The sequence below is a fragment of the Streptomyces narbonensis genome (assembly GCF_014649015.1).
Lineage (GTDB): Bacteria > Actinomycetota > Actinomycetes > Streptomycetales > Streptomycetaceae > Streptomyces > Streptomyces narbonensis.
In genome coordinates this window covers 262,567-276,237 of record NZ_BMSF01000004.1, presented here as the reverse complement: position 1 = coordinate 276,237, position 13,671 = coordinate 262,567, and the positions used below count along the sequence as shown (strand labels likewise).

Sequence of the window (13,671 nt, the reverse complement as noted above, 5' to 3'; positions counted from 1 at the left end):
GGGCGCGAGGCTGTGCGCATGACAACGAACCGTGGACGCAAGACGCTTCTCCTCGCCCTCTCCGCCGCCGCCGTCGCCGGTGCCGCCCTCACCGGGGGCGGTGCCACCGCCGCCGCCGCGACCGCCGGTGCGGCGGGGCTGACGTGGGGCGACTGCGCCCCGGCCGTGCGGCCGCTGCCCGGGCAGCAGTGCGCCACGCTCTCCGTACCCCTGGACTACGCCGATCCCCACGGCGAGCAGATCGGGCTCGCCGTCTCCCGGCTGCCCAGCACCCGGCCCGAGGCGCGGCGCGGCACCCTGATGGTGATCCCCGGCGGGCCCGGCAGCTCCGGGGTGCAGCGGCTGGCGCAGAAGGGCGCCGCGCTGGCGAAGGAGACGGCCGGGGCCTACGACCTCGTGGCCTTCGACCCGCGCGGCATCGGCGGCTCCGCCAAGGCCTCGTGCGGGCTCGACGAGGCCGACCGGTGGATGATGACGCTGCGGTCGTGGCCGGACGCGGACGGCGGGATCGGGGAGAACGTGGCCCGGTCGAAGCGGGTCGCCGAGGCCTGTGCCCGGAACGGGGGTGCCATGCTGCGCGGGCTGACCACCGCCAACCAGGTGCGGGACCTGGAGCGGCTGCGGCAGGCGCTCGGCGAGCGGAGGCTGTCGGCGTGGAGCGTGTCGTACGGGACGTACGTGGCGGCCGCGTACGCGGAGAAGTACCCGCACCGGACCGACCGCTGGGTCCTCGACAGCAGCAACGACCCCGACCCGAGGCGGGTGGCCCGGGGCTGGCTGGAGGGCATGGCGCGGGGCGCCGAGGACCGCATGCCGGACTTCGCGGCCTGGGCGGCGCACCCGGACCGGGCGGACGCGGGGCTGCGGCTCGCGGAGCGCCCCGAGGACGTACGGGGTGTGCTCATGGACCTGGCGGCCCGCCTCGACCGCGAGCCGCACGCCTCGGTGGTCCCCGGGGCGCCGGGGGAGCCCGTGAAGGCCGGGCCTCCGCTCACGGGGTCGATGCTGCTCCAGGCCTTCCACCTCGCCCTCTACTCCGACGGGTACTTCCCGGCCTTCGCGCAGCTCGTGACGGAGGCGCTCGACCCGGAGGGCCGGCCGGTGCTGCCGCGTGAGCTGGCGGGCGCGCTGCCGGACGACGCCGCGGCCATCACCGTGGGCGTGATCTGCAACGACGTGAACTGGCCCGGGTCCGTGCCGGCGTACGAGCGGGCCGTGGCGAAGGACCGGGCGCGGTACCCGCTCACGGCGGGGATGCCGGCGAACATCACGCCCTGTTCCTTCTGGAAGGGCGGAGCGGTGGAGAAGCCGGTCCGGATCACCGACCGGGGGCCCTCGAACATCCTGATGATCCAGAACCTCCGCGACCCCTCGACGCCTTACGCCAACGGGCTGAGGATGCGGGCGGCCCTCGGCGAGCGGGCGCGTCTCGTCTCGGTCGACCACGGAGGGCACGGCGTCTACCTCGGCAACGGCAACGCGTGCGGCGACGCGGCGGTGACCCGCTACCTGACCGAGGGCGTGCGGCCGTCCGGGGACGTGCTCTGCCGCTGACGGCGTGGGGAGGGGATACGGGGAAGGGCCCGGGCAGCTGGTGCTGCCGGGCCCTTCCCCGTACCGCCGACCGGGTCGGTCAGACCTTCGCCGGTTCCGGCTCCAGGGCCGGGGGCGGAGTGCCGGCCGGGGTGTCGGCCGGGGTTCCCGCCGTCACCGGGACCTCCGCAGGGGCCTCCGTGTCGACGTCGAACTCCTCCAGGAGCTCCTTGCCGAAGCCCCAGAAGTACGTCGCCACGAACCCGACCGCGTAGCCGACGAGCAGCCCGCCCGCGTAGATCGCGATCGTCTCGCCGAGGCCCTTGTTGCCGTCGAGGAGCGGGAAGAGCGCCCAGCCCGACGGGCCGATCGCGGTCGAGCCGACCGAGTCGCCCAGCATGCTGAAGAGTCCGACGAAGCCGCCGCCGAACGCTCCGCCGACGCAGGCCGTGACGAAGGGGCGGCCCAGGGGGAGCGAGACGCCGTAGATCAGGGGCTCGCCGACGCCCAGGAAGCCGGCGGGGAGGGCGGACCTGATGGTGCGGCGGATGGAGCCGTTGCGCGGGAGCTTCAGGTAGACCGCCATGGCCGCGCCGACCTGGCCGGCGCCCGCCATCGCGAGGATGGGGAGGAGGACCGTGTAACCCTGCTGCTCGATGAGCGTGGTGTGGATCGGGATGAGTGCCTGGTGCAGGCCGAGCATGACGAGCGGGAGGAAGAGGCCGCCGAGGAGGAAGCCGGCGCCGGCGCCCGCGTTCGCCAGGAGCCAGTTCGCGAACTCGCCGATCGCGGTGGAGACCTCACCGGCGACGAACATCAGGCCGAAGACGGTGACCAGGCCCGAGATCAGGACGGTCAGGGTCGGGGTGACCAGGACGTCCAGGGACTCCGGCACCCAACGGCGGCACCACTTCTCCACGTACACGGCGAGGACCGCCGCTCCCAGCGCGCCGAGCACACCGCCCTGTCCGGGGGAGAGCGTCTGGCCGAAGACGTCGATCTTCGCGACGCCCGCGAAGACGATGATGGACGCGACCGCGCCGCCGAGGACCGGCGTACCGCCGAACTCCTTCGCCGTGTTGTAGCCGACGAAGACCGCGATGAGCGCCATGAAGCCGCTCGCGATGGCGGCGAGTGCGGGGGTGACGCCCGGCAGCCAGCCGAGGTTGATCAGCAGGCCGTTGAGGCCGGCGATGATGCCGCAGCCGATGAGGGCGGGGATCAGCGGGACGAAGATGTTCGCGATCCTGCGCAGGAAGAGCTTGAACGGGGTGGCGTTCTGCTGCTTCTGCGCGGCCTTCAGGGCCGCTCCCTGCGCCGCCAGGTCCTCGGCGGAGTGCGCGGGCTTCGGGGCCTCGGCCACCAGGGCCTCCAGCTCCGGGGTCACGCGGGCGACGGTGCCGGGGCCGAGGACGATCTGGTACGTGTCGTCCTCCACCACGCCCATCACGGCCGGCAGGGCCTTGAGGGCCTCGTCCTGGACGAGCGAGCGGTCACGCAGCCCCAGCCGGAGGCGGGTCATGCAGTGGGCCACGGTGCTGATGTTCCCGGCGCCGCCGACGAGGGGGAGGATCGCGGCGGCGATGGCGCGGTTCTTGTCGTCTGTGCTCATGGTGCGGTGGGCCTTGCTGTCGCTGTGAGGGGATGCCTTGCTGCGTCGCGGGGGCTACGCGGTGGGCTCGGTCGCGTGCAGGGCCGCGCGCAGGTGGCCCTGGGAGACGGTGAGCCGACGGGCTGCGGTGGGGGCGTCGAGGTCGGCGAGGATCATGAGGATCGCGTTCTTCACCTCTCCGTCGGCGGCGGTGAGCGCGGCCTCGATCTGCTCGTCCGGGGCGCCGGTGGCCAGGGCGACGATCCGCCGCGAGCGCGCCTGGAGCTTCTCGTTGGAGGCGCGGACGTCGACCATCAGGTTTCCGTAGGTCTTGCCGAGGCGGATCATCGTGATGGTCGAGATCATGTTGAGGACGAGCTTCTGGGCGGTGCCGGCCTTGAGGCGGGTGGAGCCGGTGAGGAGCTCGGGGCCGGGGACGACCTCGATGCCGTGCTCGGCGGCGGCGGCGAGCGCGCTGTCCGCGTTGCACGACAGGCCGATGGTCAGCGCCCCGTGCGCGCGGGCGTGTTCGACGGCGCCGATGGCGTACGGGGTGCGGCCGGAGGCGGAGATGCCGACCACGGTGTCGTTCTCGGTGAGGCCGAGCGCGGTGAGGTCCTCCACCGCCAGTTCCTTGGAGTCCTCGGCGCCTTCGACGGCCTTGACCATGGCGGTGGGGCCGCCCGCGATCAGGCCGACGACCTGGGAGGGGTCGGTGTTGAAGGTGGGCGGGCACTCGCTGGCGTCGAGGACGCCGAGGCGGCCCGCGGTGCCGGCGCCCAGGTAGATCAGCCGGCCGCCGCGCGCCATGCGCTCGGCCGTCGCGTCGATCGCGGCGGCGATGGCGGGGAGCTCGCGGGCGACGGCAGCGGGGACGGTCCGGTCCTCGCCGTTCATGGTCCGGGCGATCTCCAGCGTCGACAGCCGGTCGATCTCGGCGAGCTCGGGACGGAACGCCTCGGTGGTGAGGGTGGCCAGCTGGGCGCGGAGCTCGGAGTACGTGGAAGTGGGCATGGGCTGCTCTTTCGATGCGTGGACGTCGTCGGCGTCGTTGGCGGTCGACGTGTGACGCTCGGCTGACCGGGGGGTGTCAGCGGGTCCGGGGCGAGTGGCGGTGGGCGAGGGCTTCGTACGAGGCGGCGAGGGCAGGGGCCGCCGTCTCGTACGTACGCTGGGTGACACAGGTGAACAGACAGTCCACGACCAGGAGTTGGCTGGTGCGGGACGACATGGCCGCGGGGCGCAGTTCGCTCTCGCGGGCGGTGGAGGTGGTCAGGACGTGGTCGGCGTACTGCGTGACCGGGCCGTCCGGGCGGCCGGTGATCGCGACCGTGGTGGCGCCGTGGTCGAAGGCGACCCGCAGCGGTTCTATGACGTCGCCGGTGGAGCCGGAGTGGGTGATGGCGATGGCGACGTCGCCGGAGCGGAGCTGTACGGCGTTGGTGACGGCGAGGTGCGGGTCGCTGTGGGCGTGCGCGATCAGGCCGATGCGGAGCAGCTTCTGGGCGAGGTCCTGGGCGACGAGGCCGGAGGCGCCGACTCCGTAGATGTCGACGCGGCGGGCGGTCGCGAGGGCGGTGACGGCGGCGCCGAGCTGGACGGTGTCGAGTCCGGCGGCGGTGTCGGCGAGGGTCTGCTGCTCGTCGTAGGCCAGCTTGGCGACGACGTCGGCCACCGGGTCGTCGACGGCGATGTCGGCGGTGACGGCGGGCGCGCGGCCGGACTGCTGCTGGGCGGCGAGGCCGGCGAGGGCGAGGCGCAGGTCGCGGTAGCCGGGGTAGCCGAGGAGCCGGGCGGTGCGGACGACGGTCGCCTCGCTGGTGCCGGTGAGCTCGGCGAGGCCGGTGACCGTGAGGGCGGCGCAGCCGGCCGGGTCGCCGGCGACGGCTTCGGCGACCCGCTGCATGGAGCGGGTCATGGAGGGCGCGAGGGTCCGCACCTTGGCCGCGAGGGCGGCGGGTGCGGGGGGCGCGTCGCTCGTGAAACTTTCCTTCACTTCATTGGTCACACCTGAAAGATACTTTCGGGCGGGTGGGTCGACAAGCCCCCTTCGGTCCCGGATCGGTCCCGGAAACGGACGGGACCTTCGTCCTTCCGCGGTGCCGGGTGACAATGAGTGCATGGACGAGATCGACCCGGTGGAGCAGGCGCTGCACACTGCTCGCGCGCTGGTGATGGCCGACCTGGTGGCCCGAGAGGTGGCCGCCGCCGAGGTCGTGTCGATGGTGGAGGACTCGGTGACCCACCGTCGCTGGTGGGTCGAGCAGTGGCCCGAGGGGGTGGAGTACGTGGCGGGGCTCGTCGCCCAGGACGTCCAGGACGCCCTGCTCGAGCGGTACGGGCGCTGGCCGCTCTGCCCCGTCTGCTCCTCGGGCGACCCGCACGCCCTCGACGTGGAACCGGAGCTGGGCCCGGACCCGCACTGGGTCTGCGGCAAGCAGGGAGTGGTGGTCGCGAGGGTGGGCGGTCTGACGTGAGACGCAGGCCGGAAGGAGTCCCCGCGTGAGCCTCTACATCGACCCGCCGACCTGGCCGGGGCACGGCCGCATGTGGTCGCACCTGGTCAGCGACGTCTCCTTCGACGAGCTGCACGCTTTCGCCGCCTCCATCGGCGCCCCGCCCCGCGCCTTCGAGCGCGACCACTACGACATCCCGTCCGAGCGGTACGCGGACGCGGTGGCGGGCGGCGCGGTCGAGGTCGGCTCCAAGGAGCTCCTCCGCCGCCTCACGGAAGCGGGCCTGCGCCGCCCGAAGAGCCGGCCTCCGGCTGCGTGATGCTCGGGGGTGTCGGCGCCGCGGGACGTCAGCTCGGCGAGGTCACCTTCTTCTGCTGCGGAGCCCCCGACGTCACCACGCGGGACGGGGACTTCCCGACCTTCAGCGCCAGGGCCGTCGCGCCGAGGGCCGTCGCCGTCATCGCCGCGCCCGCCCAGGCCGGGGAGGCGTAGCCGAGGCCCGCGTCGATGACCGTGCCGCCGAGCCAGGGGCCGCCCGTGTTGCCGAGGTTGAAGGCCGCGGTGGTGGTCGCTCCCGCGAGGGTGGGGGCGGCGCCGGCGACGTTGAACATGCGGGCGTTGAGGGCCGGGGCCGTGTAGAAGGCGGAGACGCCGAGGAGGAAGGCGAGGGCGATCGCGGCGACCGGGCTGGACGCGAGGAAGGTCAGGGCGACCAGGAAGACGGTGGAGGTGGCGATGCCGGTGAGCAGGACGCCGAAGAGGTGGGCGTCGGCGAAGCGGCCGCCGATCGCCGTGCCGACCAGGGCGCCGATGCCGAAGAGGGCGAGGACGCCCGAGACCCACTTCACGTCGAGTCCGGCGACGTCCGTGAGGAGCGGGGCCAGGTAGGAGAAGGCGCAGAAGACGCCGCCGGCCGCGAGCGCGACGATGACGACCTGGAGCAGGACCTGCGGGTCGCGGTAGACGGCCAGCTCCCGCTTGAGGCTCGGCTTCGTCTCCGGGAGCGGGATGCGGGGGATGCGGGTGACGACGCCGGCCAGCGCGATCGCGGAGGCGGCGGCGACCGCCCAGAACGCGGAGCGCCAGCCGAGGTGCTCGCCGAGGAAGGCGCCGGCGGGGACGCCCAGGACGTTGGCGATGGACAGGCCGCCGATCATGACCGCCATGGCGCGGGCGCGCGAGTTCACCGGGACCATGGCGATGGCGACGGCCGCGCCGACCGCCCAGAATCCGGCGCAGGCGAAGGCGCTGATGATCCGCGAGGCGAAGAGGATCTCGTAGGTGGGGGCGAGCGCGCCCGCTATCTGGCCGAGGCCGAAGACGGTGATGAGGGCGATCAGGGTCGTCTTGCGGGGGAGCCGGAGGGTGGCGACGGCGAGCAGGGGCGCGCCGATGACCATGCCGATCGCGAAGGCGGAGATGAGGAGCCCGGCGCGGGGGATGGAGACGTCCATGTCCCCCGCGATGGCCTGGAGCAGCCCCGAGAGCATGAACTCGCTCGTGCCGAGCGCGAAGACGGAGAGGCCGAGGATGTAGACGGCCATGGGCATCCGGGTGGGTGCCGGGTCGGGGGCGGGCGTCGCGGCTTCGACGGAGAGGGAGGGCATGACATGGGTGAACGCCTATTTTGTGCCTGTCATTCCGTCTGCGGTGAATGTCTCGTGATGCGAGACGCGCACCTCGTGCCCCGCTCCCTTACGGCCGGTAACAACATGATCGACCAGTGGTCGGTGCCGGCCGGCCGTACCGGCGGTAGGGGTCGGCTCTCATTACGTTTTGACGTCGGATCGGGCCGGACTCAATTCGCGTCGGAAACGTCCGTCAGCTCCTCGAGTTCCCTTTCCATGTTGTCCCGCGCCTTCCCCTCCCACACCGCCGCCCCGTACGGCGTGTGGAAGAGGCGGGGGAGGGAGAGGAGCTGGCGGAGGACCGCCGCGCGGCCCTTCCGGAAGTCGTCCTCGGGGACGAAGGCGTACTCCTCGCGGACCGCCGCCACATACCCCCCGTACGTATCGGGTGAGCCGGCCAGGATCGCGAGGTCGGCGTCGCAGAGCGTCTCGCCGTTCAGGTCGCCCGCGGCGGGGTCGTGGGAGACCGTCAGGCGGACCAGCCGGGCCACCTCCCGTGTCTCATGCTCCGTCAGACCCGCCTCGAACAGGGCCCGTTCGGCCAGCGCGGCCGAGCGCTCCTCGTTCTCGGAGCGGTCCGGGCGGTAGACCGCGTCGTGGAACCAGGCGGCCAGGCGGACGAGTTCCAGCTCGCCGCCCTCCCCGCCCTGGTCGGCGAGTTCGTCGATGCGGTCCAGGACCGCCCGCAGGTGGTCGACCGTGTGGTAGCGGCGCTGCGGCTCGGCCCAGCGGGAGAGCAGGTTCCGGCCGTACGGGGCGGGGTCCGGGCCCTCGCGTCCGGCGCGGGCGGCGAGCAGGGTCCTGTTCCAGCGCTGGAGCAGCTCGGGGTGTTCCTCGGCGGTCATGGGGGCATTCTGCCCGGCGGGTCAGCCGGAAGGCTCGATTCCCTGGCGCTCGGGCCGCGCCCTCATCTCACTCTTACATACCCCCCATGGGTATGCTACGGTGCTCCGCGAAGGTACCCCCTAGGGGTATGCCTCGGGGATGACTCGGGGCTCGTCGCGAGTGAAGGGTCAGGGCAATGTCAACCGTCAATCCCCGGCGCTGGTGGGCACTTGTCGTGCTCGCCGCCGCACAGTTCATGGTCATCATGGACACCTCGATCATCGGGGTCGCGCTCCCCGAGATGCAGAAGGACCTGGGCTTCTCGCAGAGCGAGCTCCAGTGGATCTTCAACGCCTACGTGATCGTCTTCGGCGGCCTCCTGCTCCTCGGCGGACGCCTCTCCGACCTCGTCGGAGCCCGCAAGATCTTTGTGGCCGGCTGGGCGGTCATGATCGCCGGCTCGGTCCTCGCCGCCGCCGCGCAGACCGCCTGGGTCGAGATCGCGGGCCGCGCCGTCCAGGGTGTCGGCGGTGCGCTCATCGCGCCCTCCGCCATGACCCTGCTGATGATCCTCTTCATGCACGACCCGAAGGAGCTCGGCAAGGCGATGGCGCTCTACGGCGCCGCAGCCCCGGCCGGCGGCACCGCGGGCGTCTTCCTCGGCGGTGTCTTCACCGAGTGGATGAGCTGGCAGTGGGTCTTCATCATCTACATCCCGATCGGCCTCGCGACCCTCGCCGCCACCAAGCTCCTCCCGAACGTCGAGTCCCGCCGCGGCTCCGTCGACATCCTCGGCGCCGTCGCCGTCACCGCCGGTCTCGCGCTCGCCGTCTTCGCCGTGGTCCGCGCTCCCGAGGTCGGCTGGGGCTCCACCGGCACGATCCTCCAGCTGGTCGGCGCCGCCGCCCTCCTGGCCCTCTTCTTCGTGATCCAGAAGAGCATCGGCGAGCCGCTCATGCCGCTCAGCGTCTGGCGGGTCCCGCGCCTCGGCTCGGCCAACCTCGCGATGACGCTGCTCGGTGCCGCGTGGATCCCGATGTGGTACTTCCTCAACCTGTACCTCCAGCAGGTCCTGGGCTTCGGTGCCTTCGAGTCCGGTGCCGCCCTGCTCCCGATGACCGTGCTCCTCATGATCTTCATGACGGCCATCACGGCCCGGCTCATGATGAAGGTCGGCGCCAAGCCGCTCATCGCCGGCGGTCTGCTGGTTCTCGCCGCCGGTCTGGTCTGGCTCGCCGCCGTCCCGCCCACCGGCTCCTTCCTCGTCGACGTCCTCCCGGCCTCGCTGGTCGCCGCGCTCGGCATGTCCCTCGCCTACATCCCGACGATGATGTCCGCCATGTCCGGCGCCCCGCAGGAGCAGGCCGGTCTCGCCTCCGGCATCGTCAACACCACCTACAACGTCGGCTCCGCGCTCGGTCTCGCCGCGCTGACCGCCGTGGCCATGTCCCAGGGAGCCGACCAGCTCGGCAACCTGCCCGCCCTCACCGACGGGTTCTCGTCCGCCTTCATCGGCGCCGCGATCATCGCCGCCGTCGGCGGTGTGATCACCCTCCTCGTCATGAAGAGCGACAAGGCCGTCGCCGCCGAGGCCGCCGCTCCCGCCCCGCAGGGCGAGAAGGTCTCCGCCTGAAGCGCCTGAAGCGCCTGAAGCGCCTGAAGCGCCTGAAGCGCCTGATCGGCACCACACCCGAAGGGGCCGCCCGATGTCCGTCCCGGACGTCGGGCGGCCCCTTTTCCGTATCCGGAAAGGAAAGCCGTGGAACTGAACACCCGCGCCGTGCATGTCTTCAACGAGCCCTTTCCCAGCGGCAGTTGGCCGCTCTCCGTGCCCCTCGTACAGTCTTCCGCCTTCGCCTTCGACTCGGCCGCCGAGCTCGCCGACGCGATGGCCGGGCCCGACGGGCGGTACGTCTACAGCCGCCGCGGCAATCCGACCGTGCGGGCCCTGGAACAGACCCTCGCCGGCCTGGAGGGCGGCGCCGGGGCCATCGCCTTCGCCTCCGGGATGGGCGCGATCAGCGGCGTACTCCTCGCACTCCTGCGGCCCGGCGACCGGGTCGTGGCCCAGCGCTGCCTGTACGGGGGCACCCACGCCGTCCTGTCCGACCTGGCCGGGCGGTACGGGATCGAGGTCGTCCGGATCTCCGGCGACGACCCGGCCGAGCTGGAGGCGGCGGCCGTCCACCCCGCCACCCGGCTCCTCGTCCTGGAGACCATCGCCAACCCCACGGGTCAGGTCCCCGACCTGCCGGGACTGCTCGCCGTCGCCCGCGCGGCCGGTGTGACGAGCCTCGTCGACAACTCGCTCGCCTCGCCCGTGCTGTGCCGCCCCCTGGAGCTCGGCGCCGACATCGTCGTCCACTCCACGACCAAGTACCTCTCGGGGCACTCCGACGTCCTCGGCGGCGCCGCCGTCTTCGCCGACGACGAGCTGCGCTCGCGGGTGTGGCCGCGGACCGTCGAACTCGGTGCCTGCGCCGACCCGTTCGCCGCCTGGCTGACCCTGCGCGGGATGGCCACCCTGCCGCTGCGGATGCGCGAGCACTGCGCGAACGCCGTCTCGCTCGCGGCGGCGCTCGCCGAGCGCGCCGAGGCGCGCGGCGACGTCACGGCCGTGCACTACCCGTGGCTGGCGGGCCACCCCTCGCGTGAGAACGCCCGCAAGGTCCTCTCGGGCGGCGGTGGGCTCCTCTCCTTCGAGCTGGCCGGCGGCCGGGAGGCGGGCCGGGCCTTCGTCGAGCGCGTGCGCCTCGCGAAGCTCGCGCTCTCCCTCGGGGGCGTGGAGACCCTGGTGACGCACCCCGCCTCCACCTCCCACCGGGAGCTGGACGAGGCGGCGCTGGAGGCCGCCGGGATAGGCGCCGGCCTGGTGCGGATGTCCGTCGGGATCGAGGACGTCGAGGACCTCTGGTCCGACCTCCAACAGGCCCTCGCCTGAACGGATTCCGGCCTTCTTTTGGGTTGACAAAATAAACGAACGATTCGTAGATTGGATGTCGCCAGGGAAAGACACTCCTAGGTCAAGGGGGGCGCGTGATGCGCTACTTCGAGGACTTCCGGCCCGGCGACGTCCACGAGCTGGGCGCCGTCACCGTCACGGTGGAGGAGGTGCTGGAGTTCGGCAGGCGCTTCGACCCGCAGCCCTTCCACACGGACCCCGAGCTCGCGGCGGGTTCGCAGTTCGGCGGTCTGATCGCGAGCGGCTTCCACACGCAGTCGATGTTCATGCGGCGGTACGTGGACGGCCTGCTCGCCTACAGCGCCTGTATGGGCTCGCCCGGCATCGACGAGGTCCGCTACCTGCGGCCCGTCCGCCCGGGCGACGTCCTCACCGCGCGCGTCGAGATCCTCGGCTCCACCCCGTCGCCGTTCAACCCCGCCACCGGCACCGTCAAACCGCGGTGCACCCTGGTGGCCGCCGACGGGACGGCCGTGTTCAGCATGATCCTGCACAGCATCTTCCGCCGGCGCCCCGCCGACTCCGAGGCCGGCCATCTGTCGTCGATGCCCGCGGCCGAGGACCCCGTCGCCTGTGGGCGACCGGCCGCGAAGAGCGCTGTCCCGGCCATGAGCTCCTGACGGACCGTCCTCCGCCGGGCCCTGAACACGGCCGTCCGCACCTCTCCGACGGCACTTCCCCACCCGACTCTTCCCCACCCGACTCTTCCCCACCCGACTCTTCCCCACCCGACTCTTCCCACCCTGTTCGCCAGTGAAGGGGGACCTCCTGTGGAGGCCGTATCCCGCACCGCCCAGTGGACCGCCGCCGCGCGCGCCCTGGAGACCGAGCGCGAGGACCGGCTGTTCGCCGATCCCTACGCGCGGACGGTCGCCGACCAGATCGGCTTCGAACTGCTCGACCGCTACGACGGGGGCGGCATCGTGCCGTTCCTCGCCATCCGCACCACCTACCTCGACCGGGCCATCGTCAAGGCGGTGGAGGAGCGCGGCATCCGCCAGGTCGTCTTCCTCGCCGCCGGCATGGACACCCGCTTCTACCGCCTCCCCTGGCCCGACGGCGTCACCGTCTACGAGCTGGACCGCCCCGCGCTCCTCGCCGCCAAGGCGGAGATGCTGGCGGACGAGCCGCAGCCCGCGGGCCGCACCCGCGTCACCGTCCCGGTCGACCTGACCCAGGACTGGACCGGCTTCCTGAAGGAGGCGGGCTGGAAGAGCGAGGAGCCCGTCCTGTGGGTCGTCGAGGGCCTGCTGTTCTTCCTCCCCGAGCAGGCGGTCCGCGGCCTCATCTCGACGCTCTCCGCGCACTCCGCCCCCGGCTCCGTGCTCCTCGGCGACGTCATCTCCCGGGCCGCCCTGGTCAACCCGCTGGCCCGCACCTTCCTCCAGGCCCTGAAGGACGACGGCAACCCGTGGCTCTTCGGCACCGAGGAGCCCGAGGCGCTGCTCGACGACTGCGGCTGGGCCGTACGGGAGGTCAAGCAGCCCGGTGAGGAGGGCGCCGACTTCGAGCGGTGGCCCTACCAGGTCGCGCCGCGCGCCCTCCCGGGCGTACCGAGGTCGTTCCTCTTCACGTGTGACACGCCCACCCACAGCGAGGAGCCGGCCGCATGAGCGCCCACGACTTCCACCAGCGGGTCATCACCGACGCCGGCGCGGCCGTCCGCGGTCTGACCGTCGCCCTCGGACAGCGCCTCGGCCTCTACGCGGCCCTGGCCGAGGCGGGGCCCCTCACCGCGGGGCAGCTCGCCGAGAGGACCGGGACGGACGAGCGGTACATCGAGGAGTGGCTGCACGCCCAGCTCTCCGCCGGGTACGTCGAGCGGCACCCCAGCTCGCTCACGTACACGCTCCCCGCCGACCACGTCGAGGTCCTCGCCGACCCGAAGGCCGTCACCTACGCCGCCGGGTTCTTCACCGCCCTCAAGGCGCTGTACGCCACCGAGGACCTGCTCGTCGAGGCGTACCGCACCGGTGACGGCGTCGGCTGGGCCGAGCACGACGCGGCCCTCGACACCGGCATGGGCTCCTTCTTCCAGCCCACGTACGAGCACAAGCTCGTCCCGGACTGGCTGCCCGCCCTGCACGAGGTCACCGGAAAGCTCGCCGCCGGCGGCACCGTCGCGGACGTCGGCTGCGGCGTCGGACACACCACGCTCCTCATCGCCAAGACGTTCCCGCAGGCCACGGTCCACGGCTTCGACTACTCCGAGGAGGCCATCTCGATCGCCCGCGAGCTCGCGGAGGAGGCCGGCCTCTCCGACCGGGTCGTCTTCGAGGTCGCCTCGGCCGACGACTACCCGGGCTCCGGCTACGACCTGGTGTGCTTCTTCAACGCCCTGCACGACATGGGCGACCCGGTCGCCGCCGCCCAGCACGTCCACAAGTCCCTGGACGCGGACGGCACCTGGATGCTCGTCGAGTCGAACGTCTCCCCGCAGGACATCGAGACGCAGACCCCCGCCGCCCGCATGTTCATGGCCCTGTCGGCCGTGATGTGCCTGCCGGTCGCGGTCGCGCAGCGCGGCCCGCACGCCCTCGGCAACCACTCCGGCGAGAAGGCCTTCCGGTCCATCGCGGAGGAGGCCGGCTTCACCCGCTGGCGGCGCGCCACGGAGACCGCGGTCAACGCGGTGTACGAGGTCCGGCCCTAGGGCCTGTCCGGCGGATCAGGGTC

At 72.5% G+C, this 13,671-nt stretch carries 13 protein-coding genes; 8 read left to right on the top strand and 5 right to left on the bottom strand.

Translation table 11 applies throughout. The features are described 5' to 3' along the window. Positions 1 to 18 precede the first annotated feature (18 nt). Positions 19 to 1,554, top strand: a complete 1,536-nt coding sequence (locus tag IE124_RS09760; RefSeq protein ID WP_189506889.1) for an alpha/beta hydrolase — start codon at positions 19 to 21, stop codon at positions 1,552 to 1,554. Positions 1,555 to 1,633: 79 nt separating this feature from the next. Here the strand turns inward: IE124_RS09760 and IE124_RS09755 are convergent, their stop codons facing one another. From IE124_RS09755 to IE124_RS09745, 3 genes are all read right to left on the bottom strand, one after another. Further along, positions 1,634 to 3,145, bottom strand: a complete 1,512-nt coding sequence (locus IE124_RS09755; RefSeq protein ID WP_189506887.1) for a PTS transporter subunit EIIC — start codon at positions 3,143 to 3,145, stop codon at positions 1,634 to 1,636. A 54-nt stretch (positions 3,146 to 3,199) separates the two neighbouring features. Further along, positions 3,200 to 4,138, bottom strand: coding sequence for an N-acetylmuramic acid 6-phosphate etherase (gene murQ, locus IE124_RS09750; RefSeq protein ID WP_189506885.1), 939 nt, complete (start codon positions 4,136 to 4,138; stop codon positions 3,200 to 3,202). A gap of 76 nt (positions 4,139 to 4,214) precedes the next feature. Beyond that, on the bottom strand, positions 4,215 to 5,132 hold the full coding sequence (locus IE124_RS09745; protein WP_189506883.1) for a MurR/RpiR family transcriptional regulator: 918 nt from the start codon (positions 5,130 to 5,132) through the stop codon (positions 4,215 to 4,217). Between the two features lie 112 nt (positions 5,133 to 5,244). Here IE124_RS09745 and IE124_RS09740 point away from each other — a divergent pair, with 112 nt between their 5' ends. After that, the gene (locus tag IE124_RS09740) at positions 5,245 to 5,601 is read left to right on the top strand and encodes a DUF8819 family protein (RefSeq protein ID WP_189506881.1); all 357 of its coding nucleotides are present in this window, start codon (positions 5,245 to 5,247) and stop codon (positions 5,599 to 5,601) included. A 25-nt stretch (positions 5,602 to 5,626) separates the two neighbouring features. Further along, complete coding sequence (locus IE124_RS09735; RefSeq protein ID WP_189506879.1) at positions 5,627 to 5,899, top strand: DUF4031 domain-containing protein; 273 nt, start codon at positions 5,627 to 5,629, stop codon at positions 5,897 to 5,899. Between the two features lie 28 nt (positions 5,900 to 5,927). On the opposite strand, the gene IE124_RS09730 is transcribed toward IE124_RS09735, so the two are convergent. Continuing rightward, positions 5,928 to 7,130 carry a Cmx/CmrA family chloramphenicol efflux MFS transporter gene (locus IE124_RS09730; protein WP_189507226.1) on the bottom strand — a complete coding sequence of 401 codons (1,203 nt, stop codon included), beginning with the start codon at positions 7,128 to 7,130 and terminating at the stop codon, positions 5,928 to 5,930. Between the two features lie 248 nt (positions 7,131 to 7,378). After that, positions 7,379 to 8,053, bottom strand: a complete 675-nt coding sequence (locus tag IE124_RS09725) for an HD domain-containing protein (protein ID WP_189506877.1) — start codon at positions 8,051 to 8,053, stop codon at positions 7,379 to 7,381. Between the two features lie 176 nt (positions 8,054 to 8,229). On the opposite strand from IE124_RS09725, the gene IE124_RS09720 reads away from it, so the two are divergent. The 5 genes from IE124_RS09720 (at position 8,230) to IE124_RS09700 (ending at position 13,648) form a co-directional block, all read left to right on the top strand. Further along, positions 8,230 to 9,666 (top strand): MFS transporter, encoded by a 1,437-nt coding sequence (locus IE124_RS09720; RefSeq protein ID WP_189506875.1) that lies wholly within the window; start codon positions 8,230 to 8,232, stop codon positions 9,664 to 9,666. A gap of 126 nt (positions 9,667 to 9,792) precedes the next feature. After that, positions 9,793 to 10,974 (top strand): trans-sulfuration enzyme family protein, encoded by a 1,182-nt coding sequence (locus tag IE124_RS09715; RefSeq protein ID WP_189506873.1) that lies wholly within the window; start codon positions 9,793 to 9,795, stop codon positions 10,972 to 10,974. A 98-nt stretch (positions 10,975 to 11,072) separates the two neighbouring features. Next, entirely contained in the window at positions 11,073 to 11,615 is a 543-nt protein-coding gene (locus IE124_RS09710; RefSeq protein WP_189506871.1) for a MaoC family dehydratase, read from the top strand. 150 nt (positions 11,616 to 11,765) lie between these two features. Beyond that, positions 11,766 to 12,608 carry a class I SAM-dependent methyltransferase gene (locus IE124_RS09705; RefSeq protein ID WP_189506869.1) on the top strand — a complete coding sequence of 281 codons (843 nt, stop codon included), beginning with the start codon at positions 11,766 to 11,768 and terminating at the stop codon, positions 12,606 to 12,608. Then, positions 12,605 to 13,648, top strand: coding sequence for a class I SAM-dependent methyltransferase (locus IE124_RS09700; protein WP_189506866.1), 1,044 nt, complete (start codon positions 12,605 to 12,607; stop codon positions 13,646 to 13,648). Before IE124_RS09705 ends, IE124_RS09700 begins: the two co-directional genes overlap by 4 nt. Positions 13,649 to 13,671 lie beyond the last annotated feature (23 nt).

Excerpts from the sequence above, each read along its gene's own strand:
- IE124_RS09760 (WP_189506889.1), top strand. The coding sequence starts at position 19 with ATGACAACGAACCGTGGACGCAAGACGCTTCTCCTCGCCCTCTCCGCC.
- IE124_RS09725 (WP_189506877.1), bottom strand. The coding sequence starts at position 8,053 with ATGACCGCCGAGGAACACCCCGAGCTGCTCCAGCGCTGGAACAGGACC.
- murQ (WP_189506885.1), bottom strand. The coding sequence starts at position 4,138 with ATGCCCACTTCCACGTACTCCGAGCTCCGCGCCCAGCTGGCCACCCTC.
- IE124_RS09740 (WP_189506881.1), top strand. The coding sequence starts at position 5,245 with ATGGACGAGATCGACCCGGTGGAGCAGGCGCTGCACACTGCTCGCGCG.
- IE124_RS09755 (WP_189506887.1), bottom strand. The coding sequence starts at position 3,145 with ATGAGCACAGACGACAAGAACCGCGCCATCGCCGCCGCGATCCTCCCC.
- IE124_RS09720 (WP_189506875.1), top strand. The coding sequence starts at position 8,230 with ATGTCAACCGTCAATCCCCGGCGCTGGTGGGCACTTGTCGTGCTCGCC.
- IE124_RS09700 (WP_189506866.1), top strand. The coding sequence starts at position 12,605 with ATGAGCGCCCACGACTTCCACCAGCGGGTCATCACCGACGCCGGCGCG.
- IE124_RS09730 (WP_189507226.1), bottom strand. The coding sequence starts at position 7,130 with ATGCCCATGGCCGTCTACATCCTCGGCCTCTCCGTCTTCGCGCTCGGC.
- IE124_RS09710 (WP_189506871.1), top strand. The coding sequence starts at position 11,073 with ATGCGCTACTTCGAGGACTTCCGGCCCGGCGACGTCCACGAGCTGGGC.